Source organism: Lachnoanaerobaculum umeaense, from assembly GCF_003589745.1.
In the GTDB taxonomy this organism is placed as follows: Bacteria; Bacillota; Clostridia; order Lachnospirales; family Lachnospiraceae; genus Lachnoanaerobaculum; species Lachnoanaerobaculum umeaense.
Map to the genome: position 1 here is coordinate 448,137 of NZ_CP032364.1, position 23,203 is coordinate 471,339.

General features: G+C 34.1%; 16 protein-coding genes. 15 read left to right on the top strand and 1 reads right to left on the bottom strand.

Going from position 1 to position 23,203, the window contains the following annotated elements; translation table 11 throughout:
- Positions 1 to 10 precede the first annotated feature (10 nt).
- The 13 genes from D4A81_RS01900 (at position 11) to hpf (ending at position 17,781) form a co-directional block, all read left to right on the top strand.
- Positions 11 to 433: a hypothetical protein gene (locus tag D4A81_RS01900; RefSeq protein WP_111523960.1), complete on the top strand. Its 423-nt coding sequence runs from the start codon at positions 11 to 13 to the stop codon at positions 431 to 433.
- A 168-nt stretch (positions 434 to 601) separates the two neighbouring features.
- Entirely contained in the window at positions 602 to 2,248 is a 1,647-nt protein-coding gene (locus D4A81_RS01905; protein WP_111523961.1) for a SulP family inorganic anion transporter, read from the top strand.
- Positions 2,249 to 2,429: 181 nt separating this feature from the next.
- On the top strand, positions 2,430 to 3,056 hold the full coding sequence (locus D4A81_RS01910; protein ID WP_111523962.1) for a lactate utilization protein: 627 nt from the start codon (positions 2,430 to 2,432) through the stop codon (positions 3,054 to 3,056).
- Positions 3,057 to 3,216: 160 nt separating this feature from the next.
- A complete protein-coding gene (locus tag D4A81_RS01915; RefSeq protein ID WP_111523963.1) occupies positions 3,217 to 4,404 on the top strand; it encodes an oxygen-binding di-iron domain-containing protein in 1,188 nt (395 codons plus the stop codon).
- A 91-nt stretch (positions 4,405 to 4,495) separates the two neighbouring features.
- On the top strand, positions 4,496 to 5,680 hold the full coding sequence (locus D4A81_RS01920; protein WP_111523964.1) for a CAP domain-containing protein: 1,185 nt from the start codon (positions 4,496 to 4,498) through the stop codon (positions 5,678 to 5,680).
- Between the two features lie 88 nt (positions 5,681 to 5,768).
- Complete coding sequence (locus tag D4A81_RS01925) at positions 5,769 to 6,944, top strand: ComEC/Rec2 family competence protein (protein WP_111523965.1); 1,176 nt, start codon at positions 5,769 to 5,771, stop codon at positions 6,942 to 6,944.
- Between the two features lie 139 nt (positions 6,945 to 7,083).
- On the top strand, positions 7,084 to 9,105 hold the full coding sequence (locus D4A81_RS01930) for a RecQ family ATP-dependent DNA helicase (protein WP_111523966.1): 2,022 nt from the start codon (positions 7,084 to 7,086) through the stop codon (positions 9,103 to 9,105).
- Positions 9,106 to 9,109: 4 nt separating this feature from the next.
- On the top strand, positions 9,110 to 10,276 hold the full coding sequence (locus D4A81_RS01935; protein WP_111523967.1) for a DNA-processing protein DprA: 1,167 nt from the start codon (positions 9,110 to 9,112) through the stop codon (positions 10,274 to 10,276).
- 28 nt (positions 10,277 to 10,304) lie between these two features.
- Entirely contained in the window at positions 10,305 to 11,711 is a 1,407-nt protein-coding gene (locus tag D4A81_RS01940) for a Wadjet anti-phage system protein JetA family protein (protein ID WP_111523968.1), read from the top strand.
- Positions 11,711 to 12,286, top strand: coding sequence for a DUF4194 domain-containing protein (locus D4A81_RS01945; RefSeq protein WP_111523969.1), 576 nt, complete (start codon positions 11,711 to 11,713; stop codon positions 12,284 to 12,286). The genes D4A81_RS01940 and D4A81_RS01945 overlap by 1 nt, the downstream gene beginning before the upstream one ends.
- A complete protein-coding gene (locus D4A81_RS01950) occupies positions 12,283 to 15,612 on the top strand; it encodes an ATP-binding protein (protein WP_111523970.1) in 3,330 nt (1,109 codons plus the stop codon). The genes D4A81_RS01945 and D4A81_RS01950 overlap by 4 nt, the downstream gene beginning before the upstream one ends.
- Complete coding sequence (locus D4A81_RS01955) at positions 15,599 to 16,804, top strand: Wadjet anti-phage system protein JetD domain-containing protein (RefSeq protein ID WP_111523971.1); 1,206 nt, start codon at positions 15,599 to 15,601, stop codon at positions 16,802 to 16,804. Before D4A81_RS01950 ends, D4A81_RS01955 begins: the two co-directional genes overlap by 14 nt.
- Positions 16,805 to 17,244: 440 nt before the next feature.
- A complete protein-coding gene (gene hpf, locus D4A81_RS01965) occupies positions 17,245 to 17,781 on the top strand; it encodes a ribosome hibernation-promoting factor, HPF/YfiA family (RefSeq protein WP_111523972.1) in 537 nt (178 codons plus the stop codon).
- Between the two features lie 227 nt (positions 17,782 to 18,008).
- Here the strand turns inward: hpf and D4A81_RS01970 are convergent, their stop codons facing one another.
- Positions 18,009 to 19,763 carry an IS1182 family transposase gene (locus D4A81_RS01970; protein ID WP_119808235.1) on the bottom strand — a complete coding sequence of 585 codons (1,755 nt, stop codon included), beginning with the start codon at positions 19,761 to 19,763 and terminating at the stop codon, positions 18,009 to 18,011.
- Between the two features lie 330 nt (positions 19,764 to 20,093).
- Here D4A81_RS01970 and D4A81_RS01975 point away from each other — a divergent pair, with 330 nt between their 5' ends.
- A complete protein-coding gene (locus D4A81_RS01975) occupies positions 20,094 to 22,688 on the top strand; it encodes a beta-glucosidase (RefSeq protein WP_111526004.1) in 2,595 nt (864 codons plus the stop codon).
- 2 nt (positions 22,689 to 22,690) lie between these two features.
- Positions 22,691 to 23,200: a GtrA domain-containing protein gene (locus D4A81_RS01980; protein ID WP_111526005.1), complete on the top strand. Its 510-nt coding sequence runs from the start codon at positions 22,691 to 22,693 to the stop codon at positions 23,198 to 23,200.
- Positions 23,201 to 23,203: the final 3 nt, after the last annotated feature.

The window sequence follows — 23,203 nt, forward strand, 5'->3', positions numbered from 1 at the left end:
GAGTAAAAATATGGGCTATACTAGGGAAAACTTTGAAGAGTGGATAATTCTTATACCTTTTAAAATGGAATATTTTACAGACACATTTGCGGGGGAAAACAACTTGAAACTTGACTACAGTATGGGGTCATTGGATGAACTGGAAAAATGGATCTTAGCTAATTATAAAGATGCCGAAGGGCTGATAAAAGATAAGAAAACGCTTGATTACTTGACAGTATATATTGGAGAGACTTTCAGAAAATATATAGGTGGTAAGTGGTTTATAGATTTGGAGAATAAAAAGAATGTATTCTATAGTATGCCTGTTTTAAAAAGTCCTGAATATAAGGGAGTTACATCCAAATCGCCCTTGACATATGCGACAGCATGCATAAGCAGGAATAAGGGGGATTATATAAGTACAATCCTAAGGAATAATATGGAACATTAGATATATAATTTAAAACATATATGTATTTTTGACATAAGAATTTCAAGCTTATAATATGTTTGATTTTTGTATACATAAGTATTGTAGAATATATTTTGTCTATGCTATCATAAAGTCATATTGTTCTTATGGTAAAGATTAAAATTTTAGAACATATGGGGAGGAAATGTGGACTTCAGTTATATAAGACCTAAGTTTTTTGAAGCATTAAAAGGTTACAACGGAGAGCAGTTTGTAAAGGATTTGATTTCAGGTATCATAGTTGCAATTATTGCAATGCCGCTTTCAATAGCGCTTGCAATTGCATCAGGTGTAAATCCGGAACAGGGGCTGTATACAGCGGTGGTTGCAGGATTTTTTATTTCATTTCTGGGTGGAAGTATAGTGCAGATAGGTGGACCGACCGCTGCCTTCGTTATAATAATCTATGGTATAGTGGCTCAGTATGGAATAGCAGGGCTTACAGTTGCCACCATAATGGCAGGATTTATGCTGATACTTATGGGAATCTTTAGACTTGGAGATTTAATAAAGTTTATACCAAAGACTATTACGGTAGGATTCACATTCGGAATTGCTGTAAGCATAGTGGCAGGACAGATAAAAGATTTTTTCGGACTTGATATGGGAGCGGTGCCGGCGGAATTTGTGGAGAAGATGATTGCTCTTTTTAAGAATTTTCACACATTAAATATCGCAACTTTTTTAGTAGGTCTTTTGGCATTGCTTATTCAGATATTTTGGCCGAAGGTATCTAAGAAGATTCCGGGATCTTTGATTGCAATTATAGTTACAACTCTAATTGTAAAGTTTGGAAACCTTCCTGTAAAAACTATAGGGGACTTATATACTATAAGGGCAGGACTCCCAAAGTTTGGTATACCGGATATATCACCTGAGCTTATATCTTTGATGGTTTCACCGGCATTTACCATAGCGATATTGGCTGCTATAGAATCTCTCTTATCATGCGTGGTTTCAGATACAATGACAGGGAGTCATCACAGTCCGAATGCAGAGCTTATAGGACAGGGAGTTGGCAATATAATGTCGGCACTCTTTGGTGGAATACCTGCTACCGGTGCTATTGCAAGAACTGCCGCAAATGTTAAAAATGGCGGAAGAACACCTATTGCAGGTATGATTCATGCAATTACACTTATGCTTATATTGTTATTCTTGATGCCATATGCATCACTTATTCCTATGAGTTGTCTGGCGGCCATTCTTATTATAGTCGGCTACAATATGAGCGGATGGAAAAATGTGGTACACATAATAAAAATAGCACCTAAAAGTGATATTGCGGTTTTATTGATTACTTTATTTTTAACGGTACTTTTTGACCTGGTAATGGCTATAAAATTTGGTATGATTCTTGCGGCATTTCTTTTCCTAAAGCGTATGTCAGATATTGCAAATGTAAGGCAATGGGTGGATAAATCAGACTTAGATGAGTATGCACTAAATTCCGACTTTAAGGCTGTACCTAAAAATACAATAGTTTATGAGATTTTTGGAGCATTATTTTTTGGTGCTACAAAAGATTTACTTAATATAGCACATGAAGATGAAAAAAATGTACTGGTTCTTCGTATGAGAAATGTACCGGTAATGGATATTTCAGGACTTGAAGCTTTGGAAGAATTGCTTGGAATCTGTAAAAAAAGAAATATGACTTTGATATTATCTCATGTAAATGAACAACCTATAAAGGTTATGGGAAAGGCAGGGTTTATCGAAAAGTTAGGTAAAGATAATTTTTGTGAGAATATAGATAGAGCACTTGAACGAGCTAAAACTCTGGATAAGTAAAGAAACTCTTTAGTTGGATATTTACAGATCTGACTAAAGAGTTTTTATTTTAAATATAGTAAAAACAGAATAATTGTGCACAGCAAGTGTTTAAGATTTATATAAAAAGAGTTATAATCTAAACACTATCTCATGTCAATGCTCAAATATATTGATAGTAGTTAATTAAGTGGAGGACAATATGAACGAGAACTTAAAAAAGAGAAATGAAATATTGACAGATACTGTGATCAAAGGTTTGAAATCCAGAAATATGACAGGGTACTATGCAAAGGATAAGGGAGAGGCACTTAAGATTGCTCTTGAACTTATACCGGAAAATAGCAATATTGCTATGGGCGGTTGTATGAGTGCAAACGAGATTGGTTTAATTTCTGCACTTGAGCAGGGTAATTATAATTATATGGACAGGGCTAAGATGGAACCTAGAGAGGCACTGCTTGCAGCTTATGATGCAGATATATTTCTTTCAAGTGCGAATGCTATGACAGATGATGGAGTACTTGTAAATATTGACGGTAATGCTAACCGTGTATCCTGTATAGCACAGGGACCTAAAAAGGTTATATTTATAGTAGGAATCAATAAGATATGTTCGGATATAGATAGTGCTATGAAGCGTGCCAGAAATGTAGCAGCTACCGCAAATACACAGAGATTTGATATAAAGACTCCTTGCAAGATTACAGGAAAATGCTCAGACTGTAAATCACCGGATACTATCTGTTGTCAGTTTCTGATTACCAGATATTCAAGACATGGAGGAAGAATACACGTGATTTTGGTGAATGATAATCTTGGATTCTAAAAGTATACTTTTATATGCATATGGGAGCAATTCCTATATGCATATTTTATATTTATGAATAATTATAGTATATAATTGTTTATAATATGGATTGTGAAACGGTACATGTAAATGCTAAAATGAAATTGATGTAAACTGTATATGTTTAGAAAGGATCAATATGAGAAAGAATGTAAAAGGGAATGTAAGTTGGGTAGGATATCTGGATTGGGAACTTGAAAGTTTTCATGGTGATGATTACTCTATAATAAATGGATCGAGCCAGAATGCATACTTGATTGAAGAGGAGAAAACGGTCTTAATTGACACTATATGGACACCACATCGTTTTGACTTTGTGGAGAATTTAAAGCAGGAAATAGATCTTAATAAGATCGATTTTATTGTAGCAAATCATGGTGAATGTGATCACTCAGGCTCTTTGACAGCTTTGATGGATGAGATTCCAAATACACCTATTTATTGTACTGCTGCTTCTGTCAAGAGCATTGAGGGCCAGTATGGTAAGCGTGGGTGGAATTTTAATGTAGTAAAAACAGGAGATACTATAGATATAGGTAATGGGAAAAAGCTTATATTTGTAGAAATGCGTATGTTACATTGGCCTGACAGTATGGCTACATATTTAACAGGGGATAATATACTTTTCTCAAATGATGCATTTGGACAGCATTATGCAGTGGAAGAGCTTTTTAATGATAAAGCGGACCAATGTCTGCTTTGGAAAGAGTCAATGAAATATTTTGCTAATATATTGAATCCTTTTGCACCTATACTTAAAAAGAAATTGGAGGAGATTGCCGGCTTTAATTTACAGTTTGATATGATTGCACCATCTCATGGAGCTATATGGAGAGAAAATCCTTTACAGATCGTAGAGAAATATGGTCAGTGGGCTGATGCATATCAGGAAGATCAGATAAGTATTGTATTTGATACAATGTGGGAAGGTACTGCAAAGATTGCATACAAAATAGCATATGAAATTCATTCTCAAAGCCCTGATACTGTAGTAAAGGTATTTAACATCTCAAAAGCAGATAAAAATGAAGTGATGACTGAAATCTTTAAGTCAAAGGCTATAGCCGTAGGCTCCCCAACAGTTGGAAATGGAGTATTAAGTAGTGTAGCGGGATGGCTGGAATTTTTGAGACAGTTGAAGTTCAAAAATAAGAAGGCAGCAGCTTTTGGCTGTTACGGTTGGTCAGGAGAATCTGTAAAAATATTAAAAGAACAATTAAAGAATGCCGGATTTGATGTGATAGATGAAGAAGTTCGTCTGTTGTGGAATCCAAAGGAAGAGGACAATGAAAGCATAATTAAATTGGTAGAGGGATTGTTAAAATAGTAAAGTAGCTAGCACACTTGAATATATACTCACAAAAATGTTACAATAGAAAATGATAGTATTGAGCTATTTTACAATGTTGGAGGTGTTTATGAATTTGTTCAAGAAAGTAATGTGTACTGTATCAGCCATGGTGGTTTTGGTGGCTTTGACTGTACCTGCTATGGCAGAAAATGAGGCACAGTGGAAGAGAAATGATAAGGGTTGGTGGTATGAGGAAGTCAATGGTACTTATCCTACAAATCAGTGGAAGCTTATAAAGGATAAGTGGTATTACTTTGATAATACTGGTTATATGGTTGAAAATCGTTGGGTTGGACACTATTATTTAGGAGCGGATGGTGCGATGCTTGTTAGTACAAGTACGCCGGACGGATATTATGTGGATGCTACCGGTAAGTGGGTAGAAGGTATAAAGAAAAGCATGAATATCAGCAAACGTAGTAGAGAATCATCAGGTGGTAGCAGCTCATCAGGCGGAAGTAGCAAGAGTTCATCAGGCAGAAGTAGCAGGCATGTAGGTTCCGGTGCAGGAAGTTCTTCAAGTTTAAATAATAGTAGTACAAGTACTGCTGGTTCAAACAATAGTGGAACAAATGCCACAGGTTCAAATAACAGTGTAACAAATAATAATACACAATATCATGGCGTTACAATACCTACAGGAAATAATACAGCCGGAAATAACAATGTGCCAAACAATAGCACAGCATCTTCTCAGGATACTCCGGTGATCAATGCATTAATGGCAATGGGAGTGAGTGAGAAAGAAGCAAAACTTTACTGTTTGATCAATGCTTACAGAGAAAGTCAGGGATTGCCAAAATTGTCATTCTCAAAATCGTTGACAACAGTAGCAAGAATCCATGTGGCAGATTCAAATGCATATGCACCTGAAAATCAGGTAGATTCTAGAGGTGTGCGTGGTAACCTTCACAGCTGGTCAGGTAATGGAAGCTGGACACCGGTGGTTTATACCTCAGATCATCAATACGCAAATAAAATGTGGAGTAAGCCAAGAGAATTAACTTCATATACTGGAAATGGATATGAGATTTCCTCATCATCAAGTGGTGTGATAACCCCTGAGGGAGCACTGGAACTTTGGAAAAATTCTTCAGCACATAATGCTGTAATTACCGGTAATGATGGCTGGGGAATGTTAAAGACCATGGGTGTATCTATAGACGGAAAATATGCACATATATGGTTTGGTAGTGATGTAGATCCTGCAGGATACTATGATGTAGCAAACTATGATGTTGTTCATCCATAGCTGAAATTAAATTTTAATATCATCATAATATGAGACAGGTCTTCCGTTAATTTGGAAGACCTATTTATATATGGAGGGATTTTGTTAAATGAAAGAGCATAGAAAGATTCGGCTTATTCCTTTTTTTATACTGTTGATTCTTGGATTTGGTTTTATCTTTACAAAACAGACTAAGAGTAATCAAAAAGGTTTATCTCCAAGTATTGAAACCACTGTTGGTACAAAGATATCGGAAAATAATAGTTTTACCATGCATTTTATAGATGTGGGTCAAGGAGATGCCACATTAATCGGCTGTGATGGTGAGTGGATGCTTATAGATGCCGGAGATAATACTAAGGGTACCACTGTTCAATTATATCTGAAGAAGCAAAATGTTTCTAAACTAAAATATGTTATTGGAACTCATCCAGATGCAGATCACATAGGCGGACTGGATGTTATTATTACAAAGTTTGACTGTGAAAATATATTTATGCCTGATAAGGCAAGTGATAGTAAGGAATATAAAGAGCTTTTGGATGCCATAAAATATAGGAACTATAACATTACAGTACCACAAGTGGGAAATACTTTTTCTCTGGGAAGTGCAAGCTGTATAGTACTGGGGCCCATAGCTTTAAGTGAGAGTAATAATAATAATTCCATAGTTTTGAAAGTTAAGTATAAGGATACTTCATTTTTACTGTCTGGAGATGCTGAGATTGAAGAGGAACAGGATATAGTAGATTCAGGAGTTGACTTAAAGGCGGATGTATACCATGCAGGGCATCATGGAAGTAAAACTTCATCAGTACATAATTGGTTAAATAAAATATCACCAAAGTCTGTGGTTATAAGTTGTGGTAGTGAAAACGTCTATGGCCATCCACATAGGGAATCTTTGGATGCATTTAAAGAAATTGGTGCAGACGTCTATAGAACTGATGAACAGGGAAGTATTGTGGTAACTTCTGATGGAGAGAATCTTATGTGGAATATTGATTCGTCAAATACTTGGAGAGCAGGTCAGGAGGGAAACGATATAATCTTAGATAGTACAGTTGTTAGGGGTGTGATAGAGGAAACCGGGGAGAGTGAAGTTTTAATAAATAATGATTCTAATTTGACAAAATATATATTGAATAATAACTCTTTAAAATTTCATTATCCGGATTGTAAGTCAGTACCTAAGATAAAAGATAAAAACAAAGAGGAAATTTTAACTACAAGAGAGGAACTTATAAAAAGAGGTTATGAACCTTGCAAAATATGTAATCCATAGGACATAAATTTGGTATAATATAAAAAGTTTATATAAGTATTGTGGAATAGTAGTGGAGTAGTATTTGAAAATTAATATATTTTTTAAGGAAAACTTAGTCTGTATGGACTAAAAATATATTTTATAAAAGGAGATAGATATGGGTAGAGTTGATGAATTGTTAAGAGAATATTATGGAGAAGATGCAACATTTAGAGAAGGACAAAGAGAAGCCATAGAAGCAGTAATTGATGGTAAGAGGACACTCGTTGTACAAAAGACAGGCTGGGGAAAAAGTTTGGTTTATTTTATGGCAACAAAGATCTTAAGGGAGGAAAAGGAAGATGGTATCACACTGATTATCAGTCCACTATTAGCATTAATGAGTAATCAGATTGATTCAGCACAAAGGTTTGGACTAAATGTTGTAACAATTAATTCTGAAAATGCGGATAATGAAAATCTGATAATGAATGAATTATGTAATGGAAATACTGTGGATGCACTAATTATATCACCTGAAAGATTGTCAAATCAGGATTTTCTGGAAAAATGCTTACAAAAAATAGCACATAGAATCTCTCTATTTGTTGTAGATGAAGCACATTGTATATCCGATTGGGGACATGATTTTAGACCTGATTACAGAAGAATTGTAGATATAGTTCACAAGATCCCCAATAATGTTCCAATACTTGCAACTACTGCGACGGCTAATGATAGAGTAGTAAAAGATATTGCCCTACAGTTGGGAGAGGATCTGGTAATAAGCAGGGGAGAGCTAATAAGAGAGAGCTTGGCTATACAGATTATTAAACTGGAGAAAAAGGAAGATAGACTGGCATGGTTAGCTGAAAATATTGAAAAAATACCCGGTACCGGAGTAATATATTGCTTAACTTTAGCGGATTGTGATTTGGTAACTGCATGGTTAAAAAAGAATAATATCTCATGCGAATGTTATTATTCAGCAACAGATAAAGATAAGAAGCCTATAATATTGGAGCAGTTTCAAAAAAATGAGATTAAAGTTTTGGTTGCAACAATAGCTTTTGGAATGGGATATGATAAGCCTGATATTGGTTTTGTAATACATTTTCAACGTCCGGCAAATATCGTTTCCTACTATCAGCAAATTGGAAGAGCAGGTAGAGGAATAGATCTTGCTTATGCCATAATGCTATGTGGAGAAGAAGATCTACATATACTTAAATATTTTATAGATTCAGCTTTTCCTACAGAGAAAAATATGAATGGAGTTGTAAAATGTATTGAAGAAAATCCGGGACTTAACTTGTCAGGCTTATTGAGAGAATTAAATATTAGAAGAAACAGGTTAATGAGCTGTTTGAAATATTTGGAAGTTAGTGGCGATATTTATAAAGATGATAGAAAATATTATAAAACTGCAAAGATATGGAAGCCGGATATGGAAAGAAGTGAAGCGATTACGGCAATCAGAGAAAAAGAGCTTAATGATTTGAACAACTATATACACTATGATGGTTGTTATATGGATTATATCGCTGAGAAATTAGATGATGTAAATGCTAAAAAATGTGGAAAATGTGCGAATTGTTGTGTAAAGTTCTTTGACGAGAAAGTAAGTGATGAAAAGGTTAATCAAGCAAGGGAATTTATGAAAAAAGAAGTCGGAATAATAAAGCCCAGAAAGACAGTTCCGGTTGATTTACAGTGTAAAGAAGGTAGAGTTTTGAGTAATTATGCGGATGCAGTTTATGGAAAGATGGTAAAAGAGGGTAAATATTTACACAATTATTTTTCAGATGAGCTGGTGGATGCAAGTGCTGATATATTACATGATTTTGTTAGGGAACATGATATAAAGTGGATAACACCTGTTACATCATTAAGACATCCGGATTTGGTACCGGATTTTGCAAAAAGATTGGCTGCAAAACTTGGAATAGATTATTTTGTAGGTATAAGAAAGCTGGAAGCAGAGGAACAAAAGATGTTTGAAAATAGTGAGCGTCAGAAAGAAAATGCAGAAGCATCATTTGTAGTTTTTGATGTGAAAAAGGATAATATTTTATTAGTGGATGATATGGTGGATTCTAGATGGACATTTACTATATGTGGAAAGAAGATGAGAGAAAATGGTAGCGGGGATATTTACCCATTTGCATTAGCAAATACAGCCGGAAGGAGTGATAGTTAAATTTATGATTTATTCAGATAGTGCAATGGTAGCAATATTGCTATGTACAAATCTGGGAATTACAGACGGATATAAACCGTTGACATTAAAAGAGTGGAACGGGTTGGGTAAGACTGTAAATGATATGGGTTATAGAATTGCAGACTTACTGAAAAAAGGATTTATTGATAATTTGCCATTGTCAAAGAATAGTAAAGAACAGGTAAAAGCACTGATTCAAAGAGGCTTGAGTATTGCACTCAAGCTTCAAGAGTTAGAGAATAAGGGCATATATATAGTAACTCAATTTGACGGTGATTATCCTAAGTATTTAAGGAAAAAATTGAGAGAAAAAATGCCTCCGGTACTCTTTTATGCAGGTGATATTACATTAGCGAGTAAGGTGGGAATTGCTATTGTAGGTTCAAGAGATGTGGATGACAGTGGAATGATATTTACAAGTGAACTTGCAAAAAAGGCTACCAAAGAAAAACTTATTATCTATTCAGGTGGTGCTAAAGGTGTAGACAGTATATCAGAAAAGACAGCAATAGATGGGGGAGGATATGTAGTTTCATTCATAGGTGATTCATTAAGTAAAAAGATTAAAAATAAAGATGTAATACAAAATATTATAAATAAAAGAGTGCTTTTATTTTCAGATGTAAATCCGGATACAGGTTTCTCTGTTGGAAGGGCTATGAATAGAAATAAGTTCATATATGCGTCAGCATATGGAGCATTTGTAATAAGTTCTGATATAGAGAAAGGCGGAACATGGAATGGTGCTATTGAAAATATAAAAAATAAATGGACAAAATTATTTGTATGGAGTGGATGTAAAAAGCAGGGAAATAAGGAGCTGATAAATAAAGGTGGAATACCATACAATATTTCAAATCAAACTATATTAGAAGTAATTGATACAGTAAATGTGGAATCTGCTTGTAGTCAAATGGATATGTTTACTACTATAGTTGAAGAAAAAAAAGCTGAAGATTCAGTGAGTGTTGATACAATAGACTTATATGATGTGGTGAAAGATTCTATTTTAAGAAGCATTGTAGATGAAATGGATGCAAAAGAAATAGCATTAAAATGTAATATACAAAAAGGGCAAATGACAATATGGCTGAAAAGATTAGTTGATGAAGGAAAATTAAAAAAGCATAAACAGTTATACAGTATATAAATATATTAGATATGGAGTTTTATAGCATATGAATATTTTTGATGAGGTGGATGAAAATCTGTTTAGGCCACTGACAGGAACAAATAAAAGAAAATATGTAGATATTCTTGCCATTATTTGGGAAAAGTGCAAGCGAATGCCGATGTATGCTATAGAAAAAAGTACGATCTTTGATATGGCAGAGGAGTATCTTTTAGGGCTTGATGAGAATGTGGAACTGGATATCGAAGAGCAGGGAGAGGCAAGTGGAAATATAGCAGATATGAGAATTGTTGCGGGAACCTTTATAAGAAGGCTTAGGGATACCGGTTGGGTTTTGGAAAAGCCGGGCGAATATGAAGATGAGGATAAGCTTGCAATACATTATAAGGTAGTGCCGATACTGCAATCTTTTCAGGATATCATCAGTCCAACAATTATCACTTATAAGGGTAAGCTTTTTAAAATATACTCTATGTTTGAGCATATATCTGAACAGGGTAGTCCCTATGAGGGGGTATTGAAGGAGGCTTCCGGAGATTTTGACAACTTGAATCAAGCACTTAGAACATTGGCAGCCTCTATTGAGGATCATATCAATGACCTGACCTTAGGTAAGAGCCCGCAAGAGATACTTGAATTTTTTGAGAGATATGAAGAAAAGATAGTTGTGGGATCTTATCACAGATTTAAGACGAATGATAATCTATTTTATTATAGAAGCAGCCTTTATGAGAGTCTGGAAAGATGTGAGGATATTTTGTTTGATGCTCTTGTGCTTGACTATATTGATACTGAGCGTGTAGAAAGAGATGAGGCTGCTACAAAGATAAAAGAACTTATACAAAAGCTTCGTATGGATATTGAAGAGATGGAAGCGATAATGCGAACTATTGATGATAGGCATATTTTATATAGAACCAGGGCAGTGCAAAGAGCACAATTTCTACTTCTGTCTGATGGAAGCAGCAAGAGCAAGATTAATAATATACTGAGATTTTATGCAAGTCAGATAGTTAGTAAAGAAGATGTATATAAAGAAGATGACAGTATTGCAGCTGATATTTTTCAGATATTCGGTCAAAACTTCTTTGACAGCAATTCACTTTTTGCACCTGTTAAAAAGAGAAAACCTACACCCATTGAGTTTATGGATATTATTGAAGAACTGGATCAAGAGCTTATAGATGAGAAAAATAAAAAGATGATGGAGTATATAAAAAATGCATTGACATCTGAGAATGTGAATAGTTTTGCAAGGGATATATTAAGAGGAAATCATGCGGTGCAAATAAGTTCGGTATTTGAAAAGAATCCTGATACTTTGATAAAAATTATAGGGCTGTATACTTATTCAAAGACGGCTGAAAGAGAATACGATATAAAGCTTAGGGATAATGTGGTGGAATCAAGAGGTATGAGATTCAAAGATTTTATTGTTGAGGAAAGAAGATAATGGCAATAGATATAAAAGAAGAGATAGCCAATTATTTATTGAATAATTGCTTTCTTATGGGAACTGTAGATTCCACAAGAGAGAAGTATTACTATGTTATAAATCATGAGGAAAGCTTTAGACAGATTTTTTTACCTATTGGATATACTTTGGTAATCCATAGAAATTTGAGGGTTGTTCAACTTATCAACAATCATGGCAGTGGTAGAATTGCATTAAAGAAATATGAGAGCATTATTTTACTGATTTTTAGGCTTTTATATGTGGAAAAGAGGGAAAGTCTGTCTACGAATGAAGACAGGATCTATGCTACAGTAGAGGAAATCAAAAATGAATATGAGAAGCTGAATTTGCCAAGAAAATTTGACAGAGCTTTTTTGGAGGATTCTATTAGGAATATAAAAAGATATAATCTGGTAAAAGTAGAAAATGGTTTAGCGAATATGGATGCTAAGATACAGATATACCCTTCTGTTATGCTTGCAATGCCTGATACCAATATTTCAAAAGCATATGATGAAACTGTTAAGTTGCTTTCTCAATACGAAAATTCTGAAGAGGAGGATGAAGAATGATAAGGATGACAAGACTTCATCTGATAAATTGGCATAATTTCCAAGATGATATTATAGATTTCAAAAATATCACATATCTTTTAGGCGTAAATGCAGTAGGAAAGACAACTATAATGGATGCAGTCAGATATTGCCTCACCACTAATAAGGACTTTAATACTGCCGGAAATAAAAAGAGTAGTAGAACTCTTTTAGGCTCAGTTCACCAAAAACAGAGAGCAGAGGACAGCTATCTTCGTCCCGGTCATACAGTTTCATATATAGGTATTGAATTTTTGGATGAGGTTATTAAAAAGACTTTTGTAATAATAGCTCGTGTGGAATCGGAAACTCCAAAGCAGGATCTTAGGGGAGTATATCAGGACTGGTACATTACAAAGCCCGGATATACCCTTGATGATATTCCTTTTTTTATAAAAAGAAAAGAGGGTAAGACTCCTGCTTCAAGAGAAAGCTTTAAGCTTGAAAATAAGGGAATGGACAGGGCTTCAAATCAGGCTGATGCTAGAAGAAGGATCTGTCGTATGCTTGGCATAGGTGATGCTGATTCTCCTATTGGAAAGAAGTTCAATGAAGTTTTCCATATGGGTACAAGTCTGGAGGATATAAAGGATATAAGGGAGTTCATTTATACGTACATTCTTCCTGAGCCTGAGGTGAATATTGATTTTTTACAAAAGGATATGATTGAACTTGAAAGATTGCAGGAGATATTGCAGGAGGCATCTGACAGGGAGGCTTTATTAAAAGAGATAAATGAAAAAATAAAGAATGCAAAAGAGCTTTTTATTAAGGTGAAAATAAATGAGATTTTGGTTGCCTACGCAAATCTTCAAGGAAATATAGAAGAAACAAATGAAAAGAAATATCTTATTGAAGAGTGGGAATCAAGTTTATCTGTACTTGAAGAAAAACTTGTAGATTTGGCTGCTGTAGAATCCAAGACTTTGGAACTTCTATATGAAGCACAAAGGGCTGCTGAAAACAATGCAGAAAATAAGGAATTGCTTTCACTTGAGAGTGAAAATAAAAATAATGTAATTGAAGAAAACAAACTTATATTAGAATCCGGAATTTTTAATAATTCAGCTAAAGAGTTATTTGAACTAAAGGATAAATTAAATAAGTTAGGCTTTGTTTTTGATATAGATAATTGTATAATGGATGAAAATTGCCTTACTCAAGAGAGGCTTGCAGAGATAAAAAGAGTCGCAAAAGTTTTTGCAGATATGGAAGAAGAGATAAAAAACCAAGATGCAAAAATAAGGACTGATATAGTTAAATTCAATGAGGAAAGTACAATACTTTCAAATAAAATAAAATCACTTGAATCAGGTATAATGTGTTATCCAAAGGAAGCTATATTTGTAAGAGATAAAATAAATGGAGTTTTGAGCGAGCAGAGTAAGAAGGGTGATGCCAGACTTTTGTGTGAGCTTTTATATATGACAGATAATAGCTGGCAGGACGCAGTGGAAAGCTATTTAAATACACAGAGATTCAATATAATTGTAGAGCCTGATAATTATCTTTTGGCAAAGAAAGTATTCATCTCTTTGGGGGATAAGGTAAAGGGTATAGGACTTGTAGATACAAGGAAGATAAAAGATGTAGAATATGAGAGTGAGAAAGAGTCTTATTTGAGTGATAAGATAGATTCAGAAAATACTTATGCCGGAGCATATGCAAGATTTGTTATGAAAGATGTTATCTGCTGTGAGTCTTCAGGCGATTTGGAGAAATTTTCAAAGAGTGTTACCAAGGATAGACTTAGATTTCAAAGTTTCTGCTTGCAAAGAATGGCAAAAAGAGAGCATTTTATCGGTGTAGATGCTATTGAAAAGCAATTAAAAACTGCGAAAAAAGAACTTATTGAGATACAAAAAAACTTAAATGAACTTGATATTTCCAAGAAAAATTTTGATGTTATCTATAAAGGATATACAAAATTTAGGGCAGGAGAGAGCTTTAGTAAACTTGAAAAGTATTGTGAATCTAAGAAAAAAGCTAAGGAACTTGGAATAAAGATAGCTGATATAAATAAGAAGATAGAAGAGTTTAAGAAAAATCCAATATTGCTGGCAATGTATGATAGAGTTAAGGAATGTCAAAAGAATGTAAATGATATCAGAGATGAGATAACAGATGCCAAGGCAAAAAAACAAAATATCAGTGACAATATAATAAAATCAAAGCTTATTATAGAAGACCTGGAAAAGAATTTGACTGGGCTACAAATTGTATATGAAAACAGTGTAAATGGCTATTCAGAACTTTCACTTGATGTAGAAAAGAAATATTTGAATGAAAGGAAGTCTAAGAAGGCTTCCACTATTTCATATAATTTTTCAAATCGTATGACACAGGATAATATTGCACTAAACAGCTATTTGAATCAGGAACTGATACCACTTCAACAAAAGTATACTGCCACATATACTTGTGACTATGCTATAGGTTTGGAAGGTGCGAACAGATATATGCAAGAATTCCTTAGTTTGCAAAATATTGAACTTGAGAGGCATAGGAGTGAACTTGCACAGGCACAGATTCGTTGTAAGGACAGATTCCGTAAGGAAGTGCTTTTTAGGATGAAGGACGATATACTAAGGGCAAGACAACAGTTCAAACAAGTAAATCGTGTTATGGAAAATCTGGAATATGGTGAGGAAAGTTATAGATTTGGCATTGACAAGAGTAAAGATAAGGAACTGGGACTTTTCTATGATATTATTATGGATAAGGACAATCAGCAAATCGACAGAGATAATGATATACTTGCATATATGGCCGAGGTAAATAAGTCTGAAATATTTGAAAGTCAGATTGAGGACTTTATGAGTAGAATAATGATAGATGTGGAAGAGCATGCAAAGCAAAATCTCACAGGGCAAAAATCCAAGGCAAAGAATATGGGAATGTATGTGGATTACAGAACCTATCTGGACTATGATATTATTATAAAAAATGTAGTGACAGAGAAAGAAGTTGCACTGTCAAAGGTAAGTGGTGAGGGCAGTGGAGGAGAAAATCAAGCTCCATTTTATGTTGCAATATGTGCCTCACTTTTACAAATTTATGAGCAGAGCAAGGAGGAATCTATCAGGCTTATATTATTGGATGAAGCATTCAACAATATGACCAGTGATAGAATCGAGCCTATGATGAATATGTTCAAGAAACTGAGACTACAACTGGTACTTATAGCGACAGCTGAAAAGGCTACAGCGATTTTGCCATATTGTGATATCACATATTCAATAGTAAAATCCGGAAATAGAAATGCAATACGAGCTTTTGAGAGGTTGGAGGATGGATTACGGTAAGGATATTTTAAATAGTTTAGTGGATATGTATGAAAGAAGAGAGGGCTATATAAAAGAGCCTTCTTCTTTACGTGCAATACAAATAGATATAAAAAAGAATTATCCGGCATATGTAGACAGATACGATCACAATGCGTATAAGGATATAAATGCAGCTATAGAAAAGTTGATAAGTGAAGGCGTGATAATATCAAAACTTGAATCTACCGGGGTGTATAGTAATGTCAGATTAAATATTGACAGAATATCGGATTGCTATAAGAGATTAAATAGAAAAAGTATTCCGGAGCAATGCGAATATATAAAGCAAATCTTGTCATTATTTGAGAATGATAATTATATGCTGCTAAATAATATAATATCCGATTGGATGAATCTAGCTGTAAACTATAGGAAGCTGCCATACGATTTAAAGTATGACGGTAAAAGGCTAAAAGATGTACTTACAATATTGGAAGCTGTATTTAAGATAGAGCAGGAAAGTTACATCAGAAATTTCTCAACTGCTGTATTTAAAGATTCAAAGAGATTCCAAAAAGAATTTAAGTCATGTATAGAGAGTATACTATTTGACTATACGGATGATCCTATAGAGAAGGATAAGATACTTGAATATTATAATTTATATGAGAATCCTACATATGTATATATAAAGGGAGATATGGTAATAAGTTTTGATAATTCTACAATATATGCTAATGAGTTACCGGATGGAATAGCTCTCTCAAATGCTTCACTTAAAAGGATAAAAAATATAAAAGTACTGGCAAAAGCTATTATTACAGTGGAAAATCTGACTACATACCATGATGAAAATAAGAAAGAAGCAGTATATATCTACCTTGGAGGATATCACAATAAATCAAAGAAAGAATTACTTGAAAAAATATATAAAGACAATAGGTTTTGTGAATATCTACATGAAGGGGATATAGATATCTACGGATTTTTGATACTTGAAAACTTAAAAGAGAGAACAGGTATACCGTTTAAGCCTCTCCTTATGGATGTAAATACATTAAAAAGATTTTATGAGGCAGGAATATACAAAGAACTTAATATATCAGATATCAGAATGATTGAGAAGAACAGAGAAAATCTTAAAGAGTATTCAGAGGTATTGGATTTTATGCTTTTGAATAATTGTAAGGTGGAGCAGGAGTCTTTAAGGGCAATAGAGTTATTGGAATAGTTTTTATACGAAGCACCATATTATATCCATGTCAAGTCTGAATTTTTGAAAACTACAAGAAATAGCAAAGTGCATAAAAATTATGTTTTAAAAGACTTATCCACATTATCCACATTTTTATCCACAAAAAAGGTGGGTTTTTAGGTGGCTGAAAAGCTAATAAATAGGCTGTTTCTAAGTTATAAACGGACTTATCCACATTATCCACATTTTATCCTCAATATTACAGATATGATTTAGTGGATAAATAGTGAAATTTATAAGCGAAAGTATATAAAAGTGCAGAAATGAGGTAAAAATACAATTAAATAAGAACTTAGTTAAAATCACATTAGTTATAAAATATGATCAAATTGACAATACAATTACAAAATTAAATTGAATTTTTGCTGAAAATGTGGTATACTACAGCTAAATAAAAAGCAAAGGAGCTTATACATATGCGTTATACAATTACTGGAAGAAATATTGAAATAACTGATGGTTTGAAGAAGGCAGTAGAGGAGAAGCTTCATAAATTAGAGAAATATTTTACAGCTGACACAGAGGCTAGAATTACATTAAGTGTACAAAAGGATGCACATAAAATCGAGGCTACTATTCCAACCAAGCAGGGACTTATCAGAGCAGAGGAAGTTAGCCAAGATATGTATGTTAGCATTGACAAGGTTCAGGATATTATAGAAAAGCAAATCAAGAAGTTTAAAAATAAGCTTATAGATAAGAAGCAGGCGGCAATGTCATTCTCAGATTTCTTTATAAATGATGAAGCTGCTGATGCAGATGATGAAGATGAGATAAAAATAGTAAAAACAAAGAGATTTAGCGTTAAGCCTATGGATCCTGAGGAGGCATGTTTACAGATGGAACTCTTGGGGCATGACTTCTATGTTTTTAGAAATGCAATAACAGATGATATATGTGTAGTTTATAAGAGAAAAGATGGCAAATATGGTATTATAGAGCCGAAAGTATAATTTTTGAGGGATCAAGCTTTTTCCATTTTGAAGCTTTCCTATAAACACTAAAAGGAGGCTGTCGGGAAATACTGAATTTTAATCCCTACAGAACGAAATAGAAATATCCTGACAAATACAAGGTGTTTTGGCTTTGCGACTTTGTCAGGATATTTTACTTTTCTATAATACTGGCTATTTTGGGGCATAAAACCCCCTTGGCTGAAATTTTGCTTTTGCATTTTTTACTATGCTGTTTTCTCCTGTAGTTTTCCTTCAAATTTCTTTAGTTTGGCATAGAGAAAACGATGATATTTATTTATATTTCTTCCTATTGCAAAAAGCATAAATTCTTTATAAACCTTATCTGAAGTACGATAGTTAAAGCGTCGGAAATCTTCATTCTCTTTAATATCTCCAAAATGACCTTCTGTTTGAATAGAGCGTATCTGTCGTTTCAGAATACCTTTTTCACTCTGTATGTTAGCATGTGACTTCTCTCGGAGCTCTTCCCATACTTCATTGATCTTCATTACTTTATTCTTATCAATATCTTTATCAGGATTATACTTGTATAAACATTTAGACTTATGTTCACATCCACTACAGTCTGAACATCCATATACTTCATATGTTTGTGTATAACCATTCTGTTCTTTCTTTTCTGTGTTGATATGTCTCAGTTCACGGCCGTCATGACAGATATAGACTTGCTCATCTTCAAATACCATTGTCTTCATGTTGTAGTATTTACCTATATCTTTACTGTATGCTCTTGTTTTTCGTTTTTCATGATCCTGTAGTTTTATATAACTATCTATCTTATTTTCTTTTAGATATAAGAGATTTTTCTCACTACAATAACCGCTGTCTGCCGTCACTTCTTCAAGTACTTCTCCGAATGCTTCCTTATGCTTTTCAAGGACCGGAATTAATGTATTATAATCTGTACGATCATTACTTACATAACTATGTACAATAAAATAATTCTCTACCGCTATCTGTACATTGTATGCAGGCTTTAGCTGCCCATTAAGCATATGATCTTCCTTCATTCGCATAAAGGTTGCTTCCAAATCAGTTTTGGAATAGCTGTTTCTATCTTTCCCCATAATCTCAAAACATTCTTTATAGTGCATTAATCGCTGTCCACAATGTTCAAGTTCTTCATAGAATTGTTGAAGCTTTGGCTTTCTCTTACCCTTTCCGTTAACAAATACAATACCTTCTCCGTCAGCAATAGTCATAAGGTTTTTCTGAAGCTTAAGTATTTCAATAGGCGAGCAGTTATCAATCTCTATAATACGGTTATTAGATAGCTTTTTATGTTTCGTAATCTTTCTTTTTCTGTTCTTTTCAATAATATCTCTAACTCTATCAATTCCGTCAATCACAAACATTTGTGCATTTCCAAGCTCGTACTTTTCACCAAATCCATTATCTTGTAAAAAAGAATTATAGTCTGAATAAAGCTTATCAATAGAATCCAGAAGACCTGCAAGATGATAATTAATGCTTCCACGCCATACAAAAGTATAACGATTAGCATTAGCTTCTATTTTTGTTCCATCAATGAACAATTCTTTTAATGTAACAAATCCTTCTTTTTGTAATCGTCTCATAAACTGATAGTTTAAGTCATCCAAAATATCTGAAGTAAGTTTCTTACTTTTAAATTCATAAAAAGCATCTCTTTTAGGCTTCCTCCCTTGAGTAAGCCAGATAAAAGCAATATCTCTTTCACATAAATCCACAATACGATCAATAGAGCGTATTCCACGCATATTTGCATAAGTAATAACTGCATACATCATGATCGGGTTGTACCCTGTTCTTCCCTTGTCCGAACAATTGGCTAATAGTCCGGAAAAATCTAAATCCTCCATAACTTTTTTTAGGGTATAGACTGGATCGTCATCGGGTAAACTCAATTCATAGAAGCTAAAGTTGATTTTCTGTTGACCTATTTCAAAAAAGTCGTTATAATAATTAACTGTGAGCATAGTTACATTATAACATGTAACGGAGAAAGATGGTTATCGTTAGCCATCTTTTTTTATGTAAAAACTTAGGGAGGTGTGACTCGTTTTGAGTCACACCTCCCTTTCTTATGACTATCATTTCCCGACAGCCCCTTTTTGATGGATAAATAGATGATGTTGGAGAACTAAATTTATATCGCTTTAATATATAGTTTTTTCTATATATTTATTTTATGAAAAACTATCCGAAAAATTGAATATATATTATAATATAGATGGGTGTATAGGTGATTTCATGCATGAAATTGCCATGACGAAGGAAGAGCAAATATGTTTTAGATAAGGAGGAGAATGAAACATAGAGATATTATTGAAAAAATGACATTGGAAGAAAAATGTGCCTATTTGTCAGGAAAGAATGCCTGGGATACGAGATCATTTTCTGCTATAGGAATTGAGGCTCTTCATCATGCGGATGGACCTACAGGAGTTAGAAAACAGGCAGGGAAGGGAGATCATCTGGGACTTAATGCTTCAGTACCTGCGACCTGCTTTCCTACTGCAGCTACTTTAGCAAATAGCTGGGACATTAAACTAATTGAGAGAGTAGGAGAAGGACTTGGTTTGGAGGCGGCCACTGAGAATGTCAATGTACTATTAGGGCCTGGAATAAATATAAAAAGGAATCCTCTATGTGGTAGAAACTTTGAATACTATTCAGAGGACCCTTACCTGAGTGGAAAACTGGCAGCAGCTATGATAAAGGGCATACAAAGCAATGGAATAGCCGCTTGTGTAAAGCATTTTGCGGTAAATTCTCAAGAACTTCGTAGAATGTCAATGGACGCTGTGCTGGATGAGAGGACTCTTAGAGAAATCTATATTACAGCTTTTGAAATTGCTATAAAAGAGGGTAATCCGAAGTCCATAATGACCAGCTATAATATGGTAAACGGAGTATATGCCAATGAGAATAAACATCTTTTGATGGAGATACTTAGAAAAGATTTGGGATTTGACGGTATGGTTGTTACGGACTGGGGAGCTTCAAATGACCATGCTATGGGAGTTAAAAACGGTTCAAGTCTTGAGATGCCGGCTCCGGGTCTTGGCAGTGCCAGAGAGCTTTTGGAAGCTTTAAAAAAGGGTAAGATAAAAGAAAGCGATATTGATGCCAGAGTAGATGAGATTATAGAAATTACTTTAACCACAAAAAACAAGAAAAAGCCAAGAGATAAGGCTAAGATGTTTGAAGATAATAATAATCTTGCAAGGGAGGCTGCCAGAAAGAGTATCGTACTTTTAAAGAATAAAGAGGATATTTTGCCACTGGATAAGAATAAAAAAATTGCTGTTATAGGAGATTTTGCATTCAATCCAAGATATCAGGGTGCCGGATCTTCTATGGTGAATGCTACGATAGTGGAAAATGTAGACAAGCTTATAAAAAAGCTTGACTTATCTTATGAAAAAGAAGTAAAGATAGAATCTAAAATAAAAAAAATTGAAGCTAAAATAGAAGATTTAGACATTGATCCTATATATGGAGGTGCAGGCATTACAAAAGTTAATGCTACATATGTAGAAGATGTACAAAAGGTCATTTCACAGTTTGACTTAAATATTATAGGTATGTCCCATGGATATTCTAGAATAGATAAAGAAGATGAAACTTTAGTAAGCGAGGCTATAGAGCTTGCAAAGAAAGCTGATATAGTATTGTATTTCTTTGGGTTGAATGAAGCGAGTGAATCCGAGGGACTTGATAGGACTCATTTAAGGATTCCGAGCAATCAGATAGCTTTACTTGAAAGTCTTGCAAAGGTTAATGAAAATATAGTCGGTATTATAAGCGCCGGATCTTGTATTGAAATGCCTTGGGAGAAAAATCTGAAGGGTATACTTCATGGATATTTATTTGGACAGGCCGGTATGGGGGCTGTATTTGAGTTGATTACCGGTAAGTACAATCCAAGTGCTAAGCTCTCAGAGAGTATTGTCAAAAAGTATGAGGATGTGCCAAATATAGGGTATTATCCATCAAGAGAGAGGACTTCAGAATATAGAGAGAGTATCTTTGTAGGTTATAGATACTTTACCACTGCAAATGTACCGGTATTGTATCCTTTTGGCTATGGTCTGTCTTATACTGAGTTTAAATACAGTGATATAGAGGTGGACAAAGAGAAAGTAAGCTTTTATATAAAAAATATTGGAAAGGTAGCAGGCGAGGAGATAGCACAGCTTTATATCGGACTTAAGACATCAAATATTTTTAGAGCAAAAATTGAATTAAAAGGTTTTGAAAAGGTTTATTTAAAACCGGATGAGAAGAAAAAAGTTACTATTCATTTTGATGATAAGTCCTTTAGATTTTACAATGTGGTTACAAATGATTTTGAAATTGAGACTGGAGATTATGATATATACATTGGCAGGAATTGTTTGGATATCTGTCTGCAATCTACACTGTATATTGAAGGTAATGCCAAGGTATTTCCTTATAGTAAGAATGAACTTCCTTCATATTTTGAGGGAAAGGTGACAAATATAAGTGATGAAGAGTACAGGAGATTACTTGGTAGAGATATACCTGATGGTAGTTGGAGTGGAAAGCTTGGTATCAATGATGCATTATGCCAGATGTATTATGCAAAGAGTTTTATTGCAAGGCATGTATACAAGGTACTTGATAAGAGACTAAAAAAATCTCTTGAAGTCGGAGCACCTGATTTAAATACACTGTTCCAGTTCAACATGCCGTTTAGGGCTATTGCAAGAATGAGCAATGGTCAGGTAAGTATGGAAATGGTGGACTCAATTGTACTTCTGGTAAATGGACATTTCTTTAAGGGACTTTTTGGAATCATACTGGGATATTTCAAAAATAGAAAAGCAAATAAGATGTATAGGAAAAGATTCCTGTTAAGAGAAGATAGAGAATAATTATGAGTGTTATGAAAAAATGGATAGATAACCATCCAAATTTATGGGAGTTTATTATGTTTAATATACTCTCAAATGTAGCAACAATAGTAAATTTTATTGTGATGTGGATTGGAACGGCTACATTTACAAGACTTGGTTGGCATCTTTTGCCATTTAAGTTTTTAATATTTAATTATGTAGATAATATTGAGCAAAACTTGGGTAGAGCAGGTTTTTTGAGTTTCCTCATAGCGACTGCACTTGCACAGACTGTGAATTTTTTTGTACAAAAACAGTTTGTTTTCAAATCAAATGCAGCATTTAAGGATGCTATACCGAAGTATATAGTTCTTGCCATTGTTTTGGTAATTATTTCTGCGGCACTACCTGCATATTCACAGAAGTTTTTCATGGATATCGGGGTAAGTGCAAGTCTTGTACCTACACTGGCTAATGTACTGAATATTATTGTACAGGTGGTTATCAGCTATCCTACAATGAAGTACATTGTAATGCCGGAGAAGAAGTAAAAA

Excerpts from the sequence above, each read along its gene's own strand:
- D4A81_RS01900 (WP_111523960.1), top strand. The coding sequence starts at position 11 with ATGGGCTATACTAGGGAAAACTTTGAAGAGTGGATAATTCTTATACCT.
- D4A81_RS01910 (WP_111523962.1), top strand. The coding sequence starts at position 2,430 with ATGAACGAGAACTTAAAAAAGAGAAATGAAATATTGACAGATACTGTG.
- D4A81_RS01915 (WP_111523963.1), top strand. The coding sequence starts at position 3,217 with ATGAGAAAGAATGTAAAAGGGAATGTAAGTTGGGTAGGATATCTGGAT.
- D4A81_RS01920 (WP_111523964.1), top strand. The coding sequence starts at position 4,496 with ATGAATTTGTTCAAGAAAGTAATGTGTACTGTATCAGCCATGGTGGTT.
- D4A81_RS01925 (WP_111523965.1), top strand. The coding sequence starts at position 5,769 with ATGAAAGAGCATAGAAAGATTCGGCTTATTCCTTTTTTTATACTGTTG.
- D4A81_RS01930 (WP_111523966.1), top strand. The coding sequence starts at position 7,084 with ATGGGTAGAGTTGATGAATTGTTAAGAGAATATTATGGAGAAGATGCA.
- D4A81_RS01935 (WP_111523967.1), top strand. The coding sequence starts at position 9,110 with ATGATTTATTCAGATAGTGCAATGGTAGCAATATTGCTATGTACAAAT.
- D4A81_RS01940 (WP_111523968.1), top strand. The coding sequence starts at position 10,305 with ATGAATATTTTTGATGAGGTGGATGAAAATCTGTTTAGGCCACTGACA.
- D4A81_RS01945 (WP_111523969.1), top strand. The coding sequence starts at position 11,711 with ATGGCAATAGATATAAAAGAAGAGATAGCCAATTATTTATTGAATAAT.
- D4A81_RS01950 (WP_111523970.1), top strand. The coding sequence starts at position 12,283 with ATGATAAGGATGACAAGACTTCATCTGATAAATTGGCATAATTTCCAA.
- D4A81_RS01955 (WP_111523971.1), top strand. The coding sequence starts at position 15,599 with ATGGATTACGGTAAGGATATTTTAAATAGTTTAGTGGATATGTATGAA.
- hpf (WP_111523972.1), top strand. The coding sequence starts at position 17,245 with ATGCGTTATACAATTACTGGAAGAAATATTGAAATAACTGATGGTTTG.
- D4A81_RS01970 (WP_119808235.1), bottom strand. The coding sequence starts at position 19,763 with ATGCTCACAGTTAATTATTATAACGACTTTTTTGAAATAGGTCAACAG.
- D4A81_RS01975 (WP_111526004.1), top strand. The coding sequence starts at position 20,094 with ATGAAACATAGAGATATTATTGAAAAAATGACATTGGAAGAAAAATGT.
- D4A81_RS01980 (WP_111526005.1), top strand. The coding sequence starts at position 22,691 with ATGAGTGTTATGAAAAAATGGATAGATAACCATCCAAATTTATGGGAG.